This window comes from [Clostridium] aminophilum DSM 10710, from assembly GCF_000711825.1.
Taxonomy (GTDB): Bacteria; Bacillota; Clostridia; order Lachnospirales; family Lachnospiraceae; genus Clostridium_R; species Clostridium_R aminophilum.
In genome coordinates, this window is record NZ_JONJ01000001.1 from 365,419 (window position 1) to 390,660 (window position 25,242).

Annotated in this window: 18 protein-coding genes; all 18 read right to left on the reverse strand. The window is 54.0% G+C overall.

Features of this window, described 5'->3' with window-relative positions:
• Window positions 1-227: 227 nt before the first annotated feature.
• The 18 genes from clpB to BR86_RS0101720 all read right to left on the reverse strand — a co-directional run bounded on the left by clpB (window position 228) and on the right by BR86_RS0101720 (window position 24,808).
• A complete protein-coding gene (gene clpB, locus BR86_RS0101620) occupies window positions 228-2,813 on the reverse strand; it encodes an ATP-dependent chaperone ClpB (protein WP_031471269.1) in 2,586 nt (861 codons plus the stop codon).
• Between the two features lie 357 nt (window positions 2,814-3,170).
• Complete coding sequence (locus tag BR86_RS0101630) at window positions 3,171-7,505, reverse strand: type II secretion system protein (protein WP_143099286.1); 4,335 nt, start codon at window positions 7,503-7,505, stop codon at window positions 3,171-3,173.
• Between the two features lie 94 nt (window positions 7,506-7,599).
• Window positions 7,600-8,175: a prepilin-type N-terminal cleavage/methylation domain-containing protein gene (locus BR86_RS0101635; RefSeq protein ID WP_143099287.1), complete on the reverse strand. Its 576-nt coding sequence runs from the start codon at window positions 8,173-8,175 to the stop codon at window positions 7,600-7,602.
• A 157-nt stretch (window positions 8,176-8,332) separates the two neighbouring features.
• Entirely contained in the window at window positions 8,333-8,746 is a 414-nt protein-coding gene (locus BR86_RS0101645) for a type IV pilus modification PilV family protein (RefSeq protein ID WP_031471272.1), read from the reverse strand.
• An 18-nt stretch (window positions 8,747-8,764) separates the two neighbouring features.
• The gene (locus BR86_RS0101650; protein ID WP_031471273.1) at window positions 8,765-9,715 is read right to left on the reverse strand and encodes a hypothetical protein; all 951 of its coding nucleotides are present in this window, start codon (window positions 9,713-9,715) and stop codon (window positions 8,765-8,767) included.
• Between the two features lie 108 nt (window positions 9,716-9,823).
• Entirely contained in the window at window positions 9,824-10,102 is a 279-nt protein-coding gene (locus tag BR86_RS0101655; RefSeq protein ID WP_031471274.1) for a hypothetical protein, read from the reverse strand.
• A 487-nt stretch (window positions 10,103-10,589) separates the two neighbouring features.
• The gene (locus BR86_RS16425) at window positions 10,590-11,021 is read right to left on the reverse strand and encodes a type II secretion system protein (RefSeq protein ID WP_051684505.1); all 432 of its coding nucleotides are present in this window, start codon (window positions 11,019-11,021) and stop codon (window positions 10,590-10,592) included.
• A 322-nt stretch (window positions 11,022-11,343) separates the two neighbouring features.
• Window positions 11,344-12,555: a type II secretion system F family protein gene (locus tag BR86_RS0101665; protein WP_031471276.1), complete on the reverse strand. Its 1,212-nt coding sequence runs from the start codon at window positions 12,553-12,555 to the stop codon at window positions 11,344-11,346.
• Window positions 12,556-12,576: 21 nt separating this feature from the next.
• On the reverse strand, window positions 12,577-13,635 hold the full coding sequence (locus BR86_RS0101670; RefSeq protein WP_242841541.1) for a type IV pilus twitching motility protein PilT: 1,059 nt from the start codon (window positions 13,633-13,635) through the stop codon (window positions 12,577-12,579).
• Between the two features lie 178 nt (window positions 13,636-13,813).
• Entirely contained in the window at window positions 13,814-15,502 is a 1,689-nt protein-coding gene (locus tag BR86_RS0101675) for a GspE/PulE family protein (protein ID WP_031471278.1), read from the reverse strand.
• Window positions 15,503-15,529: 27 nt separating this feature from the next.
• Window positions 15,530-16,186 carry a hypothetical protein gene (locus tag BR86_RS0101680; RefSeq protein WP_031471279.1) on the reverse strand — a complete coding sequence of 219 codons (657 nt, stop codon included), beginning with the start codon at window positions 16,184-16,186 and terminating at the stop codon, window positions 15,530-15,532.
• A complete protein-coding gene (locus BR86_RS0101685) occupies window positions 16,183-17,070 on the reverse strand; it encodes a hypothetical protein (RefSeq protein WP_031471280.1) in 888 nt (295 codons plus the stop codon). The genes BR86_RS0101680 and BR86_RS0101685 overlap by 4 nt, the downstream gene beginning before the upstream one ends.
• 13 nt (window positions 17,071-17,083) lie before the next feature.
• Entirely contained in the window at window positions 17,084-18,382 is a 1,299-nt protein-coding gene (gene pilM, locus BR86_RS0101690) for a pilus assembly protein PilM (protein WP_031471281.1), read from the reverse strand.
• 77 nt (window positions 18,383-18,459) lie between these two features.
• Entirely contained in the window at window positions 18,460-19,311 is an 852-nt protein-coding gene (locus BR86_RS0101695) for a prepilin peptidase (protein ID WP_051684506.1), read from the reverse strand.
• Window positions 19,312-19,693: 382 nt separating this feature from the next.
• Window positions 19,694-21,298 carry a CTP synthase gene (locus tag BR86_RS0101700; RefSeq protein ID WP_031471283.1) on the reverse strand — a complete coding sequence of 535 codons (1,605 nt, stop codon included), beginning with the start codon at window positions 21,296-21,298 and terminating at the stop codon, window positions 19,694-19,696.
• 280 nt (window positions 21,299-21,578) lie between these two features.
• Window positions 21,579-22,772 carry an LL-diaminopimelate aminotransferase gene (locus tag BR86_RS0101710; RefSeq protein ID WP_031471284.1) on the reverse strand — a complete coding sequence of 398 codons (1,194 nt, stop codon included), beginning with the start codon at window positions 22,770-22,772 and terminating at the stop codon, window positions 21,579-21,581.
• 100 nt (window positions 22,773-22,872) lie between these two features.
• Window positions 22,873-23,460: an ANTAR domain-containing response regulator gene (locus BR86_RS0101715; RefSeq protein ID WP_161767255.1), complete on the reverse strand. Its 588-nt coding sequence runs from the start codon at window positions 23,458-23,460 to the stop codon at window positions 22,873-22,875.
• Between the two features lie 106 nt (window positions 23,461-23,566).
• Window positions 23,567-24,808, reverse strand: coding sequence for a glutamine synthetase family protein (locus BR86_RS0101720; protein WP_031471286.1), 1,242 nt, complete (start codon window positions 24,806-24,808; stop codon window positions 23,567-23,569).
• Between the last annotated feature and the right edge of the window lie 434 nt (window positions 24,809-25,242).

The window sequence follows — 25,242 nt, forward strand, 5'->3', positions numbered from 1 at the left end:
GTCCGCAGCCTGCCGCTCACTATTGTAATGAATGCGGAGCGGGAAGGATTTGATTGTAATCAAAAACACAAAATCCCCCACAACACCAAAAGGCCTGCCTCCGAAGAGACAGGCCTTCCAGTATGAACGAAAAAGGAAAAGGGGAAATGTTGTAATTCCTTGATATTAGTATCGTCGCCTTTTCGTACTTAATAACGTTTTTTATGTAAACTACAAATTAATACAGATTAATTTTTTGCCTCCGCCGTGAGCGCACCGTCAGAAACATCAAGCCGGATCGTTCCGCCCTCTCGGACTTTATCCTCCAGAATCAGCTTCGCCGCCAGCGTCTCCACATTCTTCTGCAGGAACCGCTTCAGCGGTCTTGCACCGTAGACCGGATCATAGCCGTTCTCCACCACATACGCCTTCGCCGCATCGGTGAGTTCGATCCGAACCTGCTTATCCTCCAGACGGCGGTTCGTAGACTTGAGCTGCAGATCCACGATGTGCGTGATATTGTCCTTCGTCAGCGGCTTGAAGAGAATGATCTCGTCCAGTCGGTTCAGGAACTCCGGACGGAAGCTTCCGCGCAGCTCCTGCATCACGCTCTCTCTGGCATCCGGAGCAATGTTTCCGGCCGCGTCGATGCCGTCCAGCAGCTCCTGGGATCCCAGATTCGACGTCATGATCAGAATCGTGTTCTTGAAGTCCACGGTCTTACCCATGGAATCCGTGATCCGTCCGTCATCCAGCACCTGCAGAAGGATGTTGAAGACATCCGGGTGCGCCTTCTCGATCTCATCGAAGAGAACAACCGCATACGGCTTTCTGCGGACCGCCTCGGTCAGCTGACCGCCCTCATCGTAACCCACATAGCCCGGAGGCGCTCCGATGAGACGGGACACGGAAAATTTCTCCATGTACTCACTCATATCGATGCGCACCATGGCATTTTCGTCGTCAAAGAGCGCTGCCGCCAGTGACTTCGCCAGCTCCGTCTTGCCGACGCCGGTGGGGCCAAGGAACAGAAACGAACCGATGGGCTTCGTCGGATCCTTGATTCCCGCCTTGGAGCGGATGATCGCCTCCGTCACCTTCTCCACTGCCTCATCCTGTCCGATCACTCTCTTGTGGAGCGTTTCATCCAGATGGAGCGTCTTCGACCGCTCCGATTCATTCAGCTTCGTCACCGGAATTCCGGTCCACTTTGATACCACCCGGGCGATCTCTTCCTCCGTCACACTCTCGTGCACAAAGCTCAGATCCTCATCTTTGATTCTCTCTTCCTCTTCCGCCAGCTTCTTCTGCAGTTCCGGCAGCTTTCCGTACTGGAGCTCCGCCGCCCTGTTCAGGTCATAATTCTGCTGCGCGGTCTGGATCTCTCCGTTTACTCGGTCGATCTCCTCACGGATCTTCGAGAGATTCTCCACGCTGTCCTTCTCATTCTGCCACTGCGCCTTGTCCGAATTGAACTTCTCATTCATCTCGGCCAGTTCCTTCCGGAGATTCTCCAGACGTTCTCTGCTCAGGTTATCATTTTCCTTCTCCAGCGACTTCTCCTCGATCTGCATCTGCAGGATCCGACGGCGCTGCTCATCCAGCTCGGCCGGCATGGAATCCAGATCCGTCTTGATCATGGCGCAGGCCTCATCCACCAGGTCGATGGCCTTATCCGGCAGGAACCGGTCGGAAATATACCGGTTAGACAAGGTCGCTGCGCTGACGAGGGCAGAGTCCGTAATCTTGACTCCGTGGAAGACCTCATACCGCTCTTTCAGTCCGCGGAGAATGGAAATGGTGTCTTCCACATTCGGCTCGTCCACCATCACCGGCTGGAACCGGCGCTCCAGCGCCGCATCTTTCTCAATGTATTTGCGGTACTCGTCCAGCGTCGTCGCGCCGATGCAGTGAAGTTCGCCTCTTGCCAGAAGAGGCTTCAACATATTGCCGGCGTCCATGGAACCCTCGGTCTTGCCCGCGCCGACGATGGTATGAAGCTCATCGATGAAGAGAATGATTCTTCCCTCACTCTTTGTCACCTCGTCGAGAACCGCCTTCAGTCTCTCCTCAAACTCGCCGCGGTATTTCGCCCCCGCCATGAGCGCGCCCATGTCCAGCGCAAAAAGTTTCTTATCCTTGAGTCCCGTCGGCACATCGCCGCTGACGATCCGCTGCGCTAAGCCCTCGACCACCGCCGTCTTGCCGACGCCCGGCTGTCCGATCAGCACCGGATTATTCTTGGTCTTTCTCGAAAGAATCATGATCACATTCCGGATCTCCATATCACGGCCGATGACCGGATCGAGCTTATGCTCTCTGGCCCGCTCCACCATATCGTATCCGTATTTGTTCAGGGCATCATACGTGTCCTCCGGGTTATCCGTCGTCACCCGTTGATTGCCCCGGACTTCCGACAGAACCTTCAGGAACTTGTCCCGGGTGATGCCGTAGGTGCGGAACAGCTCCTTCAGACATTTATTCGGGTATTTCAGCATGGTCAGGAAAATATGCTCCACCGAGACATACGAATCTCCCATCCGCTTTGCCTCGTCCTCCGCCATGGTCAGAATCTTGTTCAGATCCTGGGATACATAGGGCTGACCGCCCTGAACCTTCGGAAGCCGTCCGATGGCGCGCTCCACCTCGTCGGCGAACTGCTCCGCCGAAATTCCCATCTTTTTGATCAGTTTCAGGATCAGACTGTCATCCAACTGAAGAAGCGCCAGAAGAAGATGTTCCGGCTGATACTCCTGATTGCCGTGCTCCACGGCGATCTTCTCCGTATTCTGCATCGCTTCCATGGATTTCTGCGTGAATTTCTGAATGTTCATTTCCAAGCCTCCCTTCCGCTCAGACTGTCTATCATTTTGTTGTTTTTCGTGTACTGTGTTCTTGTCATCTCTTGGTGTCTGCCATTGTGATGTTTTGCCATCTCATGGATCCTTCCACTTCAATGACTGTCATTCTATGCAGCTCTGCCGTGTTGTCTTTCTTTCACGTTTCATCGCCTCTTTTGTGTTCTATCTATTATAGAACAGTCCCTTGTTGTCTTCAGAATATCACCGTTTGTTAGCACTGTCAATACATGAGTGCTAATATTTTTAAGACAGAATAAACGGAGGCAGGATTTCCTGCCTCCGCAAAATCAAATACAACTGATTTTCATCTCCCACAAGAAAACTGCATCCTTATGGGTTCTCTATCATCTGTCCCAAATTTGTCTCGTACAGCCCGTGCTGAAACGTCGTGTCGGTAAACTGATAGTCCGAAACAATTCCTCCGTAATTGATCGTCTTTACCAGATAATCCAGCGTCGAGTTCGCGATCCGGATGACCGTCAGCACACCCGGATTACTCTGAATCAGCTGTGCGAGCGTTGAACCGGTGATATGAACATCCCGAACCGTGCCCTGACTGGTACCGACCAGATTGCTGATGTTCGAATTCGAGATATGAAGCCCGTCAATTGCGCCGCCGTAATAAATCGTATTCACCAGATAAGAACCGGTGGAATTTGCGATGTGCAGATCTTCAATCCGTCCCTGCATCGACGTGGAAAGAATCGACGTGAAGGACGAGTCCGTAATATGAACACCGCGGATAACTCCGGTTTCATACATTACCTCTGCCAGATAAGGGAACGTTGCATTCGTAATATGCAAATTCTGAATGGTTCCCTGAACCGCGCCTGCAAAAAGCGGCTTGCTCAGATGATCCAGCGTATAGTACTTGTTGTCCGGTCCCTTGTCTGCCTCGAACACCGCTCCGTTTGCAATGGAAAGGAACGATCGGTTCTCGTAAGAGCCGTCACCGTTCTTCGGCATTGCGATGCTCTCGTCTGCCGGCACCGTAGTTCCGCCGCTTCCGCACATCGTAAAGCTGACTTTTGCCGGATCGAACGTAATATCCAGATCCTGCTTTACCGTAGTGTGTCCGCCGCCGGTGATTGTCAGATATGAACCGCTGATCTTCACGCCGTCCAACTGAGCAAGCATATTCAGCTGATGTGCGCTCCGGATCCGGTGATAATAGGTTCCGTCCCCGTTCGGAGTACCGGCCTTTTCCATATAAATTCCCGTTTCATCCGGCCCCTTGACCTCGCCGGCAAAGAACGGAAGAAATTCAAATACTGCAAACGGATGGCTGGGATCATTTCCGAACTCCATCACCGTTCCGTCCTGTCCGGCCTGATAGGTGTAATTCGGTGTGTAACGATACGCATACACCTTATATCCGCTCAGTGAAAGCAGAGACTCCATCTCCGTGTACTCAACAAATGCATCCGTCAGCAGATGTCTTTCCTGCATCCAGTAACCGTTCGTCGCACCGTTGTTGAACTCATTTCGGCCGGCATATCCAACCACCAGGCTTGCCAGATTCAGATCTGTGAGATCATTCTTCTCAACCAGAAGATATCCATCCTGCTTGATATATTTCCCGTGTTCCGTCACGAAAACACTGCCCCTCAGCGACTCATCGTTTCCGGCCGAGGATACATAGTGATAAACCATATTGCCGAGTGTGTATCCGGCCGTTGGATCTTTCCGCTCACAGGTGTAACCTTCAAAATAGATATTCGGATCACCCTCAATCCACTCGTAATAGATCAGACCGAAGTCCCCCGTGATTTCGCTCGGTGTAACGCTTATCGGCTCCGGCACCGTCCAGTCGCCGGTGTGATACTTCACCTCATTCCGGGTGTCACCGCCGTCCAGCTGATCCACCGTCTTGTACGGGAAGAGCGCGTTTCCGCCCGCGTCTTTCAGCGTCGCGTCATAGGGTTTATCTTTCCACTTCACATTCGCTCTTTCCGTTGCAAAGAGTGCGCTGCCGTCGCCGGTGGTTGCCTTCGTCACGCCGGAGATAGCTCCTGCGCCGGCCCCTTCCAGTGTCTGGTTATAATTCACGCCCTGCAGGAAGAAATCTCCGGTAAATGTTCCCGTTCCCGGCTGTGCGCCGGCAAATCCGCCCACCGCATTGAGTCCGTCCGACGTGTATACCAGTCCTGTACTGTAGCAGTTCTCGATGGCAAATGCGCCCGAGCCGTCCGCGATCATTCCGACAAGTCCGCCCGAGCCGTTCTCCGTCACATTCTTTTCGCGGTAAACCGATCCGGTCGAGTACGAGTGACGGATCTCCGCCGGTCCTTTCAGATAACCGATAAGACCGCCAGCCGCCAGCGTCTTCACATTCGGATGAACAGAGGACGTCTTTGCACAGATATTCCAGCGTCCCTGCACATAATCGGCCGCGCTCCCGGCGGTATACGGTGCATTCGTCCGGAACGCGCCGTCAGCCGTTCTTCCGCCGTAATAACATTTGTCAATCAGAGATCCCGCCGAAACCTTCATGGAACCGACCAGACCGCCAGCCGCCTGTTCAAAGGATGCCGCCGGCGCGCTGCTCAGCAGCGTTCCTCCGGACTTCACATAGCAGCTCGCAAAGGATTCCGTCATCATTAGCTTCGGCGCGGTTCCGCTCTCGGTCGAGCAGTCGCCGATGAGACCGCCAGCCGCCTTTGCTCCGTTTATCATATCCGGATACGTCGCGTCCGCACTGCAGCCCTCTTCTGTTCTTGCAAGGAAGGAGCTGCTCTCCACGGTCACGTCCTTTGCCCGGATCCGTCCGGCAAGGCCGCCTGCCGACTCCACGGTCGATACGATCGAAAATCCTTCGGTCGCATTCGCCTCAACGGATTTCAGAGAGAGAGATTCTCCCCATCCGTCGCCGATCACGCCACCTGCAAAACTGTCGCGGCCTTTCGCATTGATCTCCATCTGACGGACTAAAATCCGGACATTCTCCAGCGACGTCGCCTCCGCATGCGGAGCGATCATGCCGACGATGCCGCCCGCCGAACCGGCTTCCGTCCGGATCCGGATCGGTGCCGCCGGCGTCGCCGTCGCCGGGTCCTCGCTGGCCGAAAGCGTGCAGTCCTTCATCGAGAGCGACGCATGCTCCGACACATAACCGACAAATCCGCCGATGTTCTCTACATTCGTGGCTGCCGGGAAATTGACCGTATCAATCTTACAATCCTGCAGCGATACCTGACCGTTCACCGGCACACGGCCAACGAGAACACCGATGTCGGAAGAACTTCCCGGGGTATCGATGGTCACGTGATCCAGTGTCAGCCGGAGAATCTCCATGGGCGCGGGGTTTCCCAGCCCGTCCGTCAGTACCGGCGGTTCGGCGAACATGCCGACTTTCCCGGCCGCATCCGACGCGATCTCCAGATTCTTTATCGTGTAGAAGTTTCCGTCAAATAATTTCAGATCATCATTTTCGATGCTTCGCAGCGCCGGCGCATGACCGCTCTCATTCCAGTTGAAGCTGTCCTGAAGCGACGCCTCCGTAATCAGGATCTGATCCCTCGAGGCGCTGTTCACGCCGGAAAATGCCACACTCAGGTTCTGCAGATGCCGCGCCGTCCGGATGTAGGCAATTTTTGCCGGGCTCGACGCATCCCCGGCGTCGTCAACGGACGCGAACAGACTGTTCGTCTCCACCGTCGCCGACTCTTCTTTTCCGGTTGAATCCGTCACGGTAACGGTAATGATAAGATTCTCTCCCGGAATCATTCCCGGGAAGAGATCCGCAAAATGTTTCTCCGTTGGCCGGTCCGGATCCGCCGAAATAATAAGATTATCGAGCGTCACTCTCGCCAGATTCCCCGCATCGAAATCCGAACTTTGGATCGTGCGGCTGACTTCATTGCCGCTCGTCTCTCCACGGATGGTCATCTTCGTCTCAGACCGGTTCGGATTCACGATATTTACGACGAGGTCGTCTTCATTGTCCACTGTGACCGCAAGCGTCTTCAGAATCTCCACGGTTCCCTCGCTGGACTCAGCCGCCGCTCCACCATAGTATCCGAGAAGAGCGCCGCCCGCCTCTTTCTCATACTGATAGCGCTTGTCTCGGTTCTCATCCTTTCGGGATTCATTCAATCCCGGATAGGCCGCGGACGACGGATCCTCAATGTCGGAAAACTTCTTCCAGTGCTTCCGGTCCGGCATCATGACATCCGTATACCACACGCCGTAGACAACCGCCGTCTCCTCGTCATACTCGATGACGAAACTGTTTCCGCGAATGGTCGAGTCCACCGCAAAAGCCGGAAGAATCGCATTCGTATAATCCCGGGCCACCGTGCTGCCACGGTAACTCAGATCGTCGCTCGTCAGATACCGGAACGAATCGTCATTCCATGTGATGTCGTCCGGAAAATCCGCCGGTTCCGCCATCGCCCGGGACAAACGGTCGTCTCCGAGTGCCTGATCGCGGGCGACGAGCTGCTTCCATTTGCCGCTGGCTTTCGCCACCGCCAGATGATTCTGTGCGGCAAGAAAGATCTCTTTCGCGGAATTATTCAGTCCGAAAAGCCGCACCTTCCGCTGATGCTGTACAAAGGCAAAACCGCCTGCCCCCGCGAGCATGATCAGGATCGCGACAACGATCAGCACCTCTGCAAGGGAATATCCCATCTTCCATCTGTTTCGATTTTTTGTCTTCTGCATATGCATATGCTCTCCGGCTTTCCTGTATCTTTATTATTTATTATTTATTCTTTATCCGAACCCTTTCCGGGGCCGTCAGATGCTCATTTTTCCATCACTCAAACGCCGTCTGCGTCACCATCGACTGCACGACTACAGACTGACTGGCAAGCTGCGAATCTGCCGGTGCGCCGATCGCGCGGACCGTAACAGTAAAAAGAAACTGCCCGTTCTCGCATTCATCCCAGGTCACTTCATTGTAGAGGCCGTCCGTCTTCGTCCTCGCAGAGACCAGCGGAAATTCCGCCACCGGATCGTCCAGGCCTCTCTCATCCGCCGTCACAGTATCTGCCGTGACCTGAATTCCATTGACCGGATCATTGGAAAATGTCAGATACATCTTCTGATCCTCACAGTAAATCTCCATCGTCTGGGCTCCGCCCTCTCCCGACAGATTATTCTTCGACGAAGTCCTCAGTTCGGAGGTGAGCACCGTGATCGTCGTTCCAAGAAGCGTCTCCGCATCCGCCTTTAACGTCATCTGCCGGTAGACACGAATTGCCGTCGTCAAGCCTGCTGCCGCGCCGGCCATGACCAGACTCATGATCAGGATGGCGGTCAGCAGTTCCGTCAGAGAGACACCCGACGAAGACTGCCATATTCTGTTTTTAAAGAATTCTCTCATCCTCATTCGATCCCTGCCTCTCTATGCTCCTGCCTGCGATGATTCTGTCTGACGATTTTCCCGACTGCCAATATTCCTGACGGCGATGTTCCTGACGGCCGATACGGTCCTTCGGCATCTCAGAACATTTCCATTTCCCTGCGCCGCACTTTCTCCATTTTGTTTACCGCGCCGTGTAGAAATAGTACGGATACCTTCTTGCTCCGTCCGTGTCTGCTCCGCCGGACAGATTTCGCGGCGTGTATCTGTAAAATGAGATATTCTCCGCCGCGCCGAGCGTTCCGTTGATCATGGAGTGAGCCAGATTGCTGTCCACGCTGCGGATATTGATTTTCTGCACCGTATTATCCTTCGTCAGATTCGGATCGCTGTCCGGATCATCCCCGCCGATTCTCATTTCCATCGTGTTGTGCGCCCGCATAAACTTCTGATAGTTGGTCTCGGCGCCGCTGATCACCTTTTTCGAAATCATCACCAGCGAGGCAAATATCACGGATCCGAACGTAACGAATAAGAGCGCAACCAATGTTTCCGGGATCGTCTCTCCCCGTTTTGATCTCAATTTTCGAATTCTCATCGTCCTCACTCCCTGTCTTTAATCTCCATCCTCCGCGTCCTTCGGATCGATCACCGTGATGACGGCATCCTTCCAGCCAATCTCGCTGAGTCCGACCTTCCGGGTCACACGAACCGAATACAGCTCCGGCTCATCCTCTTCTTCCTCATCTTCCTCTTCTTCGTCTTCCTCCGGCTCCACCTTCTCGATCTTTACGATCTGCTCATATTTCACATTGATGTTTTTCGCCGGAATACGGACGATGAGGTACAGCGGTGACTTCCGGTAGGCCTCTTCCTCTTTTGCAAGATTGTTCCGTTCTGTCTCATTTGCTCCCTCTACCGTATAGAGATATGCCGTGATCTGCAGATTCCCGTCCATCTCAATCCGGGCATAGACATTCTCAAAATCATCCGTCGAAGAAGAACCGTTCTTCTTCGGCGTTATGCAGATGACCTGATACTTCACCGGCTCCGTTCCGGTGTCTCCTTTATCCCAGGACCGGTTCGCCGGCGTCACGGAAGCGGCCAGCGTGTCCTCCCAGCCCTGAAAGAGCTGGCCGTCACCATTGCCCCACTGCCCGTCGACGATTTCACGCGCCATATTATCCGCAAGGTCCGCGAGATTCTCCGTCATCGCCGTCCCGGAAATATGCAGGGGATCGCCCGCGCGCTCCGGATACGGCTCGGCGCCACCGGTAAAATCTTCATTCTGCGGATCTTCGGTCTCATCGACCACATATGTTTTGCTGATTGTCCTCGCCGTGCGAAATGTTCTCGCGCCCATCTTCTCTGCCATGAGATTGGCCGCGGATACCAGCTGATAGCGCTCCTCCGCGCCGGTATCGACCTGCGAAATCCGGCCCGCCGCCGTTCCGGCGACTGCCAGCAGAACCGTACCGATAATCGTGCAGAATGCGAAATACAGCAGGGCCGCAACCAGCGATACGCCGCTGTTATCCTTTATCTTTCTGTAGATCCTGTTCTTCACGATACCTGCCTTCCCGTCCCTCCGATCTTCAACCTGTCCAACGTTCCAACTGCACTTTTCTGTCTCTGTGAACCGCTGACTCCGTCCCCTGGTTCCACAAGCACAGTTTTACATTCCGAAGGTCTTCAGAACCACACCGATTGCCGCCAGCACCGCGAACGTCATGCAGGTTCCGGCAAGGCTGAACTTGCTGTTTGGCGTGTGGCAGTACGGGCACTCAAACCCGTACGTCATGCTCAGCGCCTTCCATCCGGTCAGCTTCTTCACGCTCACCTCCCGGCCGCACCTGTGGCAGATGCATTTGGTGACAAAAGTGGCCTTCTCCAGCTCCGTCGGCTGATTGGCTTCGTTCTTCGTGCGGATCAGATTCTTATTCTTGGAACTCATTGTTTTCTCCTGTATCCCCGGATCTCATCCTATATGGAAGATCCGGGCTGTTTTGCTCATGAAAGATTTTCTCATTAAAATGTATGATTTCTTAATTCTATTATAATTCGGTATGAATCCCTATTCAAGAAAACGCTGCAAATGTTGTCGAAAACTCCGTATCTTCTGACTCCTTATCAATGTCCCCCATAAGGTGTATCCGCAACCGAAACATGAAATGTGCGTAAAAGTCCAAAATTGGCTCATGAAATGTGAGCGTAAGCCCAGAATTGGCTCATGAAATGTGAGCAAACACCCAGAATTGGCTCATGAAATGTGAGCAAACACCCAGAATTGGCTCATAAAATGTGATTAACCTCTCGGAATTCATTCATAAAAAGCGATCAGAGCCATTAATTTCAAAAACTATATCAAAAAGCTCCCCCGCCTTGAATTCTCAAAACGGGGGAGCCTTTTATTATGTCATATCGCGATATTGATCAAATAATTATTCTGCAACCGTTGCAGTGCATGTATTATCTGTATTACTCCATGAGAAAGTGATGGCTACTTTTCCGCTGGATGCCTTATCAAGTTTCTTTGCATCAGCATCTGCAATTGTGAACGGAAGGTCTATACTCTTGCTAGTACCATAAAACGCTCCGTTATCCGACTCACCTTTCACAACAACATCCGAAACGGTTACTGTCTTTTCGGTCTCATTATAATCTGCTTTTCCGTTATCTTCCTCTGTCAGTTTTGCCACACATGCCTCAGCATAAGCTGCTCTCGCATTGGATGCCGTTACCGCATCTCTGGATTTCTCAAGCTGTGCGGTAAAGATCGGGATTGCGATCGCTACCAGTACACCGATGATTGCAACTACAATCAGCAGCTCGGCAAGTGTGAAGCCCTTGCGTTCTCTCATTTTCTTTAACATAATCATTTCCTCCTCTTCTCCTACCGGAGCACTTTGCTCCGATTAATAATGAACTCTTTCGTAACCTGCTGCGGTTATCTCAGAAAGACTCCGGGTTCCGTCGGATTGTGTTGGCAATCATTTTTATCATAAAATTCTCCATCTTTCAACTTTTATGATGTATGTTTGGCTACGGAAAACCATTGTCTATGTTCTTTGATATTTATATCGGCGCAATCATAATTCTTATTATTGTTTTCAGAAAAAGATTTTTGATTTTTTCGTCTTTTCTCTGATCTTCCTGCTCACATCTGACATCTTATATCTTACTTATTGTGTTCACTTACATCATATCATACATTGTAAACATTGGCATATAAATTGCGATGACAATAAATCCGGCAAATATCGAGAGGAACACCAGAATCGCCGGTTCCAGCCTTGCAAGGGCCTTCTTGGTCGCGGTATCGGCCTCGTTCGCATAGAACTCGCCGATGACTTCCAGCGTTCCCTCCAGCTCACCGGTCTCCTCGCCGATCGCGCACATTTCCACGAGTGTCGGCGGAAGATTCTCGACCTGACGAAGACACTCTCCGAGCGGCCGTCCCTCCTCAATCCGGCCGACCACCCTTCCGATCTCTTCCTGATAGAGATAGTTGGTCATCGTCTTCGCCGTGATTGCCAGAGAGCGGTTCACGGTCAATCCGGATTTTAAGAGCATCGACATCGTATTCGCAAATTCCGCTGCGCCGCTCATCTGTGAGATCTTGCCGATCACCGGCATTTTCAGCTGAACCTTTCCGCGGATCATGCGGCCGCGAAGACTCTTCGTGGTATACACTCTCCATCCGATCACGAACGCCAGAATCGTGCTCAGGATCAGAATCCAGAACCGGTTGCAGAATTCCGATGCACTCATCAGGATCTGTGTGATCAGCGGAAGCTCTCCGCCGAGCTCATGGAAGGTTGCGGTGAGAACCGGAATGACAAATGCCATGATGATGGTGACAACGACGATCGCGATGATCAGGACAAATGTCGGGTAGGCAAGCGCGGATTTGATCTTCGCCACCGTCTTGTAGGCTTTCTCATAATACGCTGCCATCTGCCCGAAGGTCTGGTCGACGTTTCCGGATTCCTCTCCGGCGCGGATCGTCTCGATCAATGTCGGCGGAAGTCCCGGACCGTGCCGCTCCAGACTGTTGGCGAGCGTCGCGCCGCTGGAGACATCCTCCGCGGACTTTGTGAGAATCCGCCGGATCTTTTTGTCCGTCGTCTGCTTTCCGATCATCTCAAGACACATGGCCAGCGGCATACCGGACTTCAGTGTGATGGCGATCTGCTGACACGCCACCGACAGATTCTTCAGATTGACCTTGTCGCCGCCGAGATCCATGGTCAGGATATTTCCCGTCTCCCGTACGGCCTTGATCTCCAGGAGAACCGGGCAGGTCTTTTTGATCTTATATGCGGCATCGTATTCATCGATTGCTTCGACAACACCGGATGCCTGTAACCCGTCCGGTGTCAATGCTTTATATCGGTATTGTTTCATCCCTGTCTCCCTATCCAAACCTTACGCAATCAATCCGAGTTTCCGCATCACATATTCCTTATCATTGCAGGCATTCACCGCCGTCTGCGGTTCGATCTTTCCGGAAACCACGAGATTGATCAGGCTGTTGTCCATTGTAATGCTTCCGACATTTGCGGAGGAAAGCATACTCGAGTACATCTGCGGCGTCTTCCCCTCGCGGATCAGATTCCGGATTGCATTCGTCGCAACCATACACTCGCAGGCGAGAACCCTGCCTTTTCCGCCCTTCCGCACGAGAAGCTGCTGAGAGATGATCGACTGGATCGTCATGGAGAGATCCATGCGGATCTGCGGCTGTTTTTCTGCCGTGAACACGCCGATGATACGGTCGATGGATTCCGGTGCGGAATTTGTATGAAGCGTTGCGAGTACGAGATGTCCGGTCTGCGCCGCCGTGAGTGCGGTCTCGATGGTCTCGGCGTCGCGCATCTCACCGATCAGGATGACATCCGGATCCTCGCGGAGGATCGCGCGAAGCCCGTTCGAATAGGATTCGGTGTCATTGCCGATCTCCCGCTGATTGATCACGCATTGATCCGGCTGGTAAATGTACTCGATCGGATCTTCGAGCGTGATGATGTGATCCTGTCTCGTGTGATTGATCCGGTCCAGAATCGCCGCCATCGTGGTGGACTTACCGGAACCGGTCTCCCCGGTCACTAGGATGATGCCCTTCTGAATGGTCGGGAAGGTATTCACCACCGGAGGGAGTCCAAGGATTCCGAGTTCCGGGATTTTATTCGCCAGAATTCGGAGTGCGGCGGAGACATGACCCTGCTGCCGGAATAGATTGATGCGGACTCGCTCGCCCGCAAGGTGCAGCGCGAAGTCCTGTTCTCCCCGCACCGCCATCTTCTGATATTCCGGTCCCGCCAGTTTCGCAGCGATCGCCTCACAGTCATTGTCTGTCAGCGCTTCCGGAATAATATCCACTAATTTTCCATCCAAACGCCCCTTTGGCGGAATACCATACACCAGATGAATGTCCGACATTCCGGCCTGTGCGGCAGTCTGAACCAGTTTCTCGACATCAATCATACCATTATGTCCTCATTTTCTTTCGCAAAGAGACGATATGCTGTCTATATCATTGGAATACTGTCCTGTCGTGGTTTGTCCGTTTCCAACGCTTTTCCGTCCTGTTTTTCCATCCGATCATCGCCGGACAGATGGATCCGGGTGCATTTTCAGCAGGATGAAACTCCGGTCTGAAAAATCAGTCCTGAATCATGATGACCCTGCATACTTCCTCAACGGTGGTAATGCCTTCCGCGACGAGCTGGTCGGCATTCTCCAGCATCGGAACGTATCCGCTGGTCCGCTGCGCAATCTCGCGGAAGGTCTGCTTGTCGTCGCCTCTGGTGATGCAGCGGCGGAGCTCGTCGTTCATGAGGAGAATCTCGAAAGCTCCAATTCTTCCCTTATATCCGGTGTGGAAGCATTTATCACAGCCGCGGCCGTGATAGTAGATCCTTGCCGGGTCTTCCTCCAGTCCCGCCATCCGGACATCCTTCGGCTCCGGATGATACTGTTCCCGGCAGTCCGGACAGACACGGCTGAGAAGTCTCTGGGAGATGATACCGCGAAGTCCGGCGCTGATCAGGTACGGCTCCACGCCCATATCCTTTAATCGGTCGATGGCGCTGACCGCATCCTCGGTATGAATGGTCGTGATAACCAGATGTCCCGTGATGGCCGCACGCATCGCGATCTGTGCGGTCTCACCGTCACGGATCTCACCGACACAGATAATGTCCGGATCCTGTCGGAGGATCGCGCGGAGTCCGCTGGCAAAGGTAAGGCCGACCTTCTCATTGATCTGAACCTGCGTTGCCCCCGGAATGTTGTACTCCACCGGGTCCTCCAGTGTGACGAGGTTGGTGTTCTCATTCAAAAGCTCTTTGATCAGGGTGAACATGGTGGAGGTCTTTCCGGAACCGGTGGGTCCCACCATCATGATAACGCCGCTGGTGTGCGCGATCAGACGGTCCACCTTCTCATTGTCCCTCTCGCGGATCATACCGATTCCGCTTCGGGTCAGCATCCGGTCATCCTTGCCCAGAATTCGGATAACGATCTTTTCTCCGTAGATCGTCGGCAGCGTGTTCACACGCATGTCGATGTCTTTTCCGCCGATCTTCATCTGAATACGGCCGTCCTGCGGGATCCTTCGCTCGACGATATCCATCTTTGCCATAACCTTCAGTCGGGATACGACCGAATCTTTCAGGTCCGACGGAATGCTCAGAATTTTGTGGAGTCTTCCGTCGATACGCATTCGGATGATCATATCGCTTCGGGTCGGCTCGATATGGATATCGGAGCAGTTTTCCACGATGGCACGCTCCATGATGGAGTTTACCAGACGGATGGTCGGGCCTTCCTGCTCGATCGGTGTGCTGTCTTCCGCGGCGGACACTTCGTCGCCGGTGAATCCGGCCTCCGCGCGCATCGCCGCCATCGCCTCGGCGGCATTGACATTTTCATACAGAACGTTGATCGCGTGAATAACCGCCTGACGGTTCGCGATCATCGGAACGATGTTCTTTCTGGAAGTATCTTTCGCCTGCTCGACCGCCATGAAGTTCAGCGGGTCAGACATGGCCAGAAACAGTGTGTCCTTGACAATACGGACCGGTACGATCTCCGCCGCCTTCGCCAATGCCTTCGGAATGTACTGGGACATTCCCGGATCGATCTCGGTCTTGGTCAGGTCGATGAAGTCGATACCGAGCTGCTGTTTGAGGGCGTCGATCAGCTGATATTCGGTGATGAATCCCTCTTTGATCAGTACGGTTCCGAGTCGTTCCCGATCTCTCTTCTGGATCTGCAGTGCCTGCGTGAGCTGCGCTTCGGTCAGCACGCCGGCAGTGATCAGCATATCTCCCAATCGAATAATCTTCATAGATCCCCTCTGTCCTTTACGATGCCTTTAATTCAGCTGCATATTCTCGACTTCCTCGCGGCGCGTTACCAGCTCGTTGACGATATTTTCCGTCTTGGTTCCGGCACTGCCCTTCTCCTGCGCCAGTCCGTCGGTTGTCCACGCATTGTACATGGTCTCGTAGAAGGTCACGGTGAAAGTGCACTTTACCGCGCCGGCCGCCAGATCCTGCTCCTTTTCGCCGTCGATCGCGATATCCCGGATGAGACACCGGTATTTGCAGTGATAGAGCCGTTCCAGCATTCTTCTGGCATCCGCGTAGCTGTTTGCGTTAAAGGATGCCGTAACCGTCCGGCGGACCGCGTCGTCCACCGCCGTCGCCTGTTCAAAGCTGAAGTTGAAGTAAGATGCTTCGGCAAAAATGTCATTCAGCTCGACGATCTCATTTTTAAGGTTGTTATAGCTCTCTACGGTACTTTCGCTTTCTTCCCGGCCCTTCCGGATCGCCTCGTTCATCTTCTTTATCTGCGTACTCTTCATGAGATACAGCTGATACTCATCCTGAAGATTCTCCAGATTATAGGATGTCCGCGCATTGTCGAGCGCACGGTACACCGTCTCATAGTAGAGAAGCCCGGCCAGAATGATGGCAAGAAGAAAGAGGAGTGCTTTTTCTTTTCGGGTAAATGCTCTGTTCAGAATCATCCTGCCGCCCCCTCTCCTTCTGCGGCGCTCTGCGCCTGTTCCGGTACTGCCGGTGCATCCGGTGCTGCCGCATTCTCCGGTACGGCTCCCTCGCCGTTCTCACCGGCCGGTGCCGTATCGGTGCCGGCTGCTATCGCCGCGCCGTCTCCTGTCACAGCGGAAGGTGCTGCATCTGTCTCCGTCTCCTCACCTTCCGGGTTGAGACGGATCCCACGTTCCGCCGCTTCCTGTTCTCTTGCGGCCAGAAGATCCTCCACCGCCTGCGGCGTGCGGAAATGGATGGTCATCTCCGTGGTGACGTCACCGGAACCGACCTGTGCCGTATCCTGTTTTTTCTCGAGCGTTGCGGCGTTGGATACCGTCACATACTCAACAATATCCTGATGCTCCAGGTTCTGGACCACCTCGGATACATTGGCCAGCTTCAGGGTGTTAATTGTGAGAACCGCATCGTTCCCGGAAATCTTGATTGCGATCAGCGCCTCCTTCGGGCGAAGTTCGTTCTCGATCACGTCGAGGACGGCCATGCGGTCCTGTTCGGCCTTCTCCTCATCGTTCAGATATCCGTTGCCGTAGCGGCTGTACTCCGCGCGGATGCGCTCATAATCGGTCGTCTCCGCGCGCATGCGGCTGATCTCGCTGAGCCGCTGGTTATAAGCGGTCTCCAGCCGGTTGATCTCGTTGATATCCTCATAAATGACGAATTTCGTGAACAGTGCAACCGCTGTCATAAATGCGGCAAAGCACAGAATCGCGATCACGTTCTTGCGCTTCCTGTTCTCGATAATAAAGAGGTTGATCGATGTTTTTTCCGGATATCGTCCGCCCTTTCCAAACTCACGTAAGGGCTTTCGCAGCTTCGTATTCTCTTTTTTCTTTGCCACGTCTCTCACTCCCTTACTCGATGACTGCACCGTATGCCTGCGGGCCCATGATCAGTTCCGGAATCGCCTCGGAACCGTCGATCATCTCAGTAATCGGCCGGACCGGAAGTCCGGTCATCTCGTGGATCCGTTCGTAGAGGTCGTCCATGTTCAGGCCTTTCCCGAAATAGTGCAGGCACTCGATGGTGTTGTTCGGATTGTTGTAGTTATAGAAGTTGATGGTACGCATGACTTCCGTCGCGACAGCATCCAGACGGTCCTGCACGGATTTTGTCTGCATGATGCCGTCCTGATTCTGTTCGAGAATCAGCCGCGCGATGTGCGGATCCAGTCCCTGCTCCGACACGATCATATCCAGCAGGTCCTTCGCGCCGCCGACCAGTGTTCGGGTGATCTCGTAGGAGCCGCCCGAGTAAAAATGGATTCTCGTGCCGCCGTGTCCAAGGTCCAGAACGGCAAAGTCCTTCGGCGCATCCTTCTTCTCCGGTAGCGGTTCGGCAGCCAACTCCGGCTTATCCTCCTCCGGCTCAGAACCGGTGCCGGTCATGACACCTTTCTCAGCGTCTGTCCCGTCCGGACTCAGCGCCGATATCGTCTTCTCCGCCGCGGCGGGATCCGTGTAATACGTGAATGGATTAAATCCCTGATATTCACGGGTTTCCGTGCTTCCGTCCGCAGTCCCGGATGCCGCCGCGGCCACCGGACCTGCGAAGACGGACGAATCGATGCCCCGTCCGAAATCCGACTTTTCTTTTTCCGCAGTCTGTACCGGTTCCGCCGGCGCGTCGTCCAAAACCCGGATCGGAAGCGGTTTCTGATTCAGCACGCTCTGCACTGCCAGAACATCCGGCACAAGTTTTACCAGTTTCAGGCCTGCCCGGTGCATCATGTCACGGTACTGCGCAATCTTCTGTTTGGAGATGGCACAGATGGTCAGTTCCATCGTCCGCTCGCCCATGGCGCGGACTGCATAGTCGTAGACGTATTCCGACGCTTCTCCGGTGACATAGTCATGAAACTCATACGGAAGATTCACCATGAGCTGGGAAACGGTCATCTTCGGAAGCCGCACTCTCCGGATATAATAACTTTTCTCCGGAAGCGCCACTGCGCACTTTCTGCAGCGAATACCGTTTTCCCGCATCGCCTCACGGATAAAGTCGCCGGCCGCCGTGAACGCGCGGATCTGACTGTTGACCACCATGTTATCCGGAACCGGCACGCTGATGCATCGTTCGATCGCAGTGCCGTTCACGACAACAATCTTCATGTTGTAATTACCGATGTCAAAACCCAGCATCTTCTTTGCCATACGCAACCCCTTTTATCTTACAATTCCGCCGCCGGCTTCCGCTCCCGGCGTGTTCGGTACGCTGAACCTGCCGCAGTCTATACCCCGAGAAGGCTCAGATACCACCGGATCACCGGATCACCGAAGAGGAATGTGATCATAAATGCCGCCGAGATCGACGGCCCGAACGGGATCCTCTCCTGCCGCATTCCCCACGCGAAGATCAGTCCGATGAAACAGGACACCATCACACACAGGAGTCCGCCTGTCGCACCGAGGTACAATCCCGCAGCAAAAAACAGTTTGATGTCTCCGCCGCCGAGACTCTCTTTCCCGGTCACCCGGTCAAAGATCAGCGAAATGATCAGGATCGCTCCGCCGACCGCAATTCCCGAAACCGTCCCGAGAAGATATCCTTTTCCGATCAGTGCGCCGAAATTCTCCGACACGTTCTCCATGCCACTCAGGGCCGCCGTCGCCTGCTCCCGGAGAATCAGCGGAAGCGTAACCGCCCAGAGCGCGATAATCGCCAGAATAAACCGGTCCGGAATCAGAAAGGACTCCAGATCAACCAGTGACAGCACAAAGAGAAAACAGAAGAGAAGCACGGCCCGCGCCGTCTCCATCGTCAGTCCGAACCGCAGCACACAGAGGACGAATCCCGCACCGCTCAGAATCTCCGCGATCACATACCGCGGGGAGATCTTCCCGTTGCAATACCGGCATTTTCCATGGAGGAGAAACCAGCTGAACACCGGGATGAGGTCCAGGACACCCAGCGGATGTCCGCACGCGGGACAATGGCTCCGGCCGTGAAGAATACTCTCATGGTGAACGATCCGCCACGCCCAGCAGTTGAAAAAGCTCCCGAAGGCGCTCCCGGCGAAAAAAGCCACGATCAGAATATAAGCCGCCAGAAACGGCATACCCGCAATCTCCTGGAAACTCAATTTTCCCCTTCTTTCCTTGCTGAACCGGTCTTTTCAAAACAGCGTTTTTGTGTCATAGGGAAATCCGGAGAAATCCCTTATGATGCAAGATAGACAGCCCCACAGGAATTGTCCTATTTGTCAGCTGTCTATCCTTAATTTCTTATATTAAATTATATCATCTTCATGTTGTACTTACAACATTTCCATCAATCCGGAATTTATTTTCATCTTTGCGGAATCGGCTTCTTTTCGGGCTTTTTTTGCAAATAATGTTTTTTATTATTTGAACTCTCTGCCCTGCCGCGAATCCGATTTCATTTAGCCGGAAGATTATGGATTCCGACGGCTGTATGCTCACAGGCTGATACTGCCGTAAAGCAGAATTCATCCGACCGGAAGATTATTTCTCGTGGTAGGCAACCGCTGCCTTTACGAGACCGCGGAATAACGGGTGCGCCTTGTTCGGTCTGGATTTCAGTTCCGGATGCGCCTGTGTTCCGATAAAGAACGGGTGATCCGGGATCTCCACCATCTCGACGATGCGGTTGTCCGGGGAAAGACCGGACAGGCGCATTCCGCCTTTGCGGAGCGGCTCGCGGTAATCGTTGTTGAACTCATAGCGGTGTCTGTGTCTCTCGGAGATCTCTCTTGTTCCGTAGAGTTCTTCCGCCAGAGATCCCTCTTCCAGAACACACGGATACGCGCCGAGACGAAGGGTTCCGCCGATATTTTCCACATCCTTCTGCTCCGGCAGAAGATCGATCACCGGATGCATGGTCTCCGGCGCAAGCTCGGAGGAGTTCGCATCGTCATAGCCGAGCACGTGTCTTGAGAACTCGATGACCGCCATCTGCATGCCGAGGCAGATGCCGAGATACGGGATGCGGTTCTCTCTGGCGTATTTTACGCAGGCGATCATGCCTTCGGTACCACGGTTTCCGAAGCCTCCCGGAACGAGAATACCGTCGACGCCCTCCAGCAGTTTATCCGTTCCTTCCCGCTCCACAACCTCGGTGTCAATCCAGCGGATCTTTACGTCGGCGCGGTTTGCAAAGCCGCCGTGCTTCAGGGCCTCAACCACACTGAGGTAGGCGTCGTGAAGCTCGGTATATTTTCCGCAGATCGCGATCTCCGCGCTGTGCTCCGGATGATTGAGGGCATCCACCATCGCCTTCCAGTCACACAGATCCGGCTTCGGGCAGTCGAGTTTCAGGCTCTCACAGACCACATCCGCCAGATGTTCGTCTTCCATCATCAGCGGCACTTCATAGAGGGATCCGCAGTCCAGATTCTCGATTACATGGCTGACCGGAACGTTGCAGAAGAGCGCGATCTTGTCCTTGATGTGCTGTCCCAGCGGATAATCGGTACGGCATACCAGAATGTCCGGACGGATTCCCATGCGCATCAGCTCCCGGACGCTCATCTGCGTCGGCTTGGTCTTGAGTTCCTGAGACGCTTTCAGATACGGCACAAGGGTAACGTGGATCATGATGGCGTTCTCGTGGCCGACATCGAACTGGAACTGGCGGATCGCCTCAAAGAACGGGGTGGACTCGATATCGCCGGCGGTTCCGCCGATCTCAATGATGGCGATGCGGTCCTCATCCGGATTCTCCGGACGGTAGAAACGGGATTTGATCTCATTGGTGATATGCGGGATGACCTGAACGGTGCCGCCGCCGTAATCTCCGTGGCGCTCCTTGTTCAGAACGGACCAGTAGATCTTACCGCTGGTCACGTTGGAATTGCGGTTCAGGCTCTCATCGATAAAACGCTCATAGTGGCCGAGGTCCAGATCCGTCTCGGTTCCGTCATCGGTGACAAAGACCTCGCCGTGCTGTGTCGGGTTCATGGTTCCCGGATCCACATTGATATACGGATCAAACTTCTGCATGGTCACTTTATAGCCGCGCGCTTTCAGCAGTCTTCCGAGAGACGCCGCGGTGATTCCTTTTCCGAGTCCCGATACGACACCGCCCGATACAAATACATACTTTACCATTTTTCTTTTCCTCTCTTTCTGTTCCCTTTCTTCCCTTTCTTCCTTATGTTACATTCCCTTACGGCAGATCCTTCTGCCGGATCCCGCGCCCGGGGCCGCCGTCCGCCGTTTTCCGACATTCCCGCGGCCCCACCGGTCTTTCATCACGCACATCGAAGCGGCATCCGCTCACCGTTTTCCGGCATTCCCGCGAACCCGCCGCCTGCGCAAAAGCACAGCGCCGGAACCGCTTTGGCTCCGACGCGTGAAACTCATAATGTATTACGGATGAACTTCGGAATCATTTGAAATACTCGTAGAACTTCTTCATAGCTTCCTCGGTTGCCTCTCTTGTGGAAAATGCCGTCAGACGGAAGAAATTTTTTCCGGCCGGACCGAAGCCCGCGCCCGGCGTTCCGACGATACCGAGCTCATTTAACAATACGCGGAAGAACTCCCAGGATTCCATGCCGTTCGGGCACTTGAACCATACATACGGCGAGTTCTTTCCGCCGGTGTAGAAGATCCCGAGTCTGTCCATCGTGTCGGTCATGATCTTCGCGTTCTCGCGGTAGTAGTCGATATTCTCCTTTACTTCCTTCTCACCTTCCGGAGTAAATACCGCAGCCGCGCCGCGCTGAACGATGTATGCGGTTCCGTTGAATTTGGTGCACTGGCGGCGGAGCCACATCTTGTTGAGGCTTCTTCCGTCGCGGATAAGATCCAGCGGAACAACGGTGTATCCACAGCGGGTTCCGGTGAAGCCGGCCGTCTTCGAGAAGGAGCAGATCTCGATCGCACAGGTCTTCGCGCCCTCGATCTCGAAAATGCTGTGCGGCATATCGCCGGTCACGAAGCACTCATACGCCGCATCAAACAGGATCACGCTTCCATGCGCATTTGCATAATCCACCCAGACCTTCAGCTGCTCGTGATTGTAAACCGCGCCGGTCGGATTGTTCGGGGAGCACAGGTAAATGATGTCCGGAACCTCGTCCGTCTTCCGGTCTTCCGGCATCGGAAGGAAACCGTTTGCCTCATTTGCCTCCGCAAAGATCACGCGGCGGCCGTCCATCGTGTTGGTGTCCACATACACTGGATAAACCGGGTCCGGGACAAGCACGAGGTTATCCTCCGCAAAGATGTTCAGGATATTGCCGCAGTCGCTCTTGGCGCCGTCCGAGATGAAGATCTCATCCGGATCGAGGGAAACGCCGTAATCCGCATAGTACTTCCGGACAGAATCCTTGAGGAAGTCATATCCCTGCTCCGGACCGTATCCGTGAAATGTCTCCGTTTTTCCCTGCTCTTCTGCCGCATCCTGCATCGCTTTCACCACGGTTTTCGCGAGCGGTCTCGTCACATCGCCGATGCCCATGCGGATGACCTTGCGGTCCGGGTTCGCTTTCTGGAAATCCGCGACCAGACGCGCCACCTCCGCAAACAGATAACTCTCGCTGACATTTCCAAAATTGCTGTTGATCTTTGCTGCCATGATATCTGACCTTTCTGTAAACGGTTTACCTTGTTTCCTTTTTCTGTTTCTTTTTCTGTTTCCTTTTCTGTTGTCTTTTCCGGATTCCGCTTCCGATCGTTTACGGGAAATGATCCAGTCTGCGGATCAGATCCTGCGCCGCCTCGCGCTTGGTGATGCACGAATCCATCGCCAGTTTTTCGATGTACCGGTGCGCCTCTTCTTCCGTCATATGCTTTTTCTCGACGAGAACGCATTTCGCGCGGCTGACAATCCGGAGATCATCGAGTTTCCGGCGCAGGAGCGCGTTTTCATTTTCCAGTTTCCGCACTTTCTGCTGGGAGGAGAGAAGAACGCCGATCGTCTGAGCGATGGCCTGCCGCGTCGTCGGGCGGGCCAGAACGAAAATGCCGGCGGAAGCGGCACGGTACTGTACCTGATCATAGACATCCGCCTTCACCAGAAGGAGAATGCCGATGTTCCGCGACTGCGCAAGCTCGATCGCCTCCCGGATACCGGGGGAATCGGTGAGCGGCGAGTAGATCATCAGCAGATCCACCGGCTCACGCTGTATTTTCTGCAGCGCCAGCGTCATGGATGTCACGGTATACACATGGCCGATCTCTGCCGGCAATGCGGACCGCATCGTCGTCTGAATCGCCGGCGTGGGTGCCGCGATCAGGACCGTTCCCTGGCCCTTCCCTGCCATGTGTACCTCCCTTCCGACCGTCATTGGTCTGGTTGTTTCCTTTCTTCGCCTTACGGGCTCATTTCCGCGCCCGCCGGTGCTTTACGGCCGTATTGCCTCTGCCGTATCACCGGCTTCTTTCGCAGTAGAGCCGCAGAATATTCTCCGGAAGAACATTCTTTACAAATATACTGTCTGCCGCGTAGCGGATCGCCTCTTCGAGCTTGCTCGGAAGCTTTTTCATCGTCTCCGTCAGCCGCGGATCCGCCGTGTAAAGGTTCTGATCCACCGGATCCGGCGGCGTCAGATGACGCTTTACGCCGTCGATGCCGGCATAGATCAGCATCGCGTACGCCAGATACGGATTGGCGGTCGGGTCCGGTGAGCGGAGCTCGAACCGTCTTCCTTCCGTTCCCTTCACCGCCGGAATGCGGATCAGCTGCGAGCGGTTCTGCTCAGACCAGCTCACAAAGCCCGGCGCTTTCATATTGCCGAGTCTCCGGTAGGATGCCGGTGTTGGATTCAGGAACAGGGTGATCTCACGGATATGCTCCATGATGCCCGCCATGAATTCCATATTCAGCTTCCGCACTTCCTCGTCGTCCGGCTCGGACTCATCGTCCTTCATCACGGAAATATTCAGATGCATGCCGTTTCCCGGCGCATCGTCGATCGGCTTCGGCGAAAAGTCCGCCCACATGCCGTTGGCCTCCGCGATGCTCTTGACCACCCATTTGAACGTCAGGTTGTTGTCGGCCGCGGTCAGCGCATCGCTGTAGCGGAAGTCGATCTCGTTCTGACCCGGTCCCTGTTCGTGATGGGAAGCCTCCGGCCGGATCCCCATATCGATCAGGGAGAAGCAGATGTCCCGGCGGATGTTCGCGCCGCGGTCCAGAGGCTCGCTGTCCATGTAGGACGCGTGATCCTGCGGAATTCTGGTCGGCTCACCGTTCTCGTCGAGACGGAAGAGATAGAATTCCACCTCCGCGCCGAAATAGACCCGGATACCGGCCTGATGCGCCGCGACGATGGCCTGCTTCAGGATCTGTCTGGTGTCTTCGCCGTAGATCTTGCCGCTCGGATACCGGACATCGCAGAACATTCTCGCGACCTTTCCCTCGATCGGCCGCCACGGAACGATGGTCAGCGTGTCCGGATCCGGATCCAGGAACAGATCGCTGCGGACTCCGTCATCAAAGCCCGCGATCGCCGAAGCGTCGAAGGATATGCCGCCGCGGAACGCCCGCTCCAGTTCATCCGGCATGATCGCGATATTTTTCTGTACGCCGAACGCATCGATGTACATCAGTTTGATGAACTGGATGTTCTCTTCTTCAATGAAATTCTTTACATCCTGCGTCGATTTCATGTGATCTCCTTTCGTCGAAGGATTTATATATCAAAGTCTGCCTGCGGACTTTGCGCGCCGCCGGTCACCGCAAGGTGACATTTTCCTTTCCGCGGCGTGCGCTTTATTGCGAAGCTCATTTTTGTGTCACATGGAATTCGGCAGAATTCCTGTGACACAAAAATGAGGCGTCCACTCCCACACCCGGAAGAAGCTCCCGGGCGCGAAGTGAACGCCTTTGCTCAACTGCTGTATTCAATTCGAATCTGTAATTTCAAGTGCCTTCGAAACAACATAATTTTTTTCATGTACCATTTATAGCAAGTCTGATTTCGCAAGTCAACATTTTTCAGAGAATTCCCTGTCGGAAAATCCGCCTGTAAAAACAGGCATTATTTATGCACATTTTCCAACTTCTGAGCCAAACTCCCCGTAAACACATAAATACGGAAGGT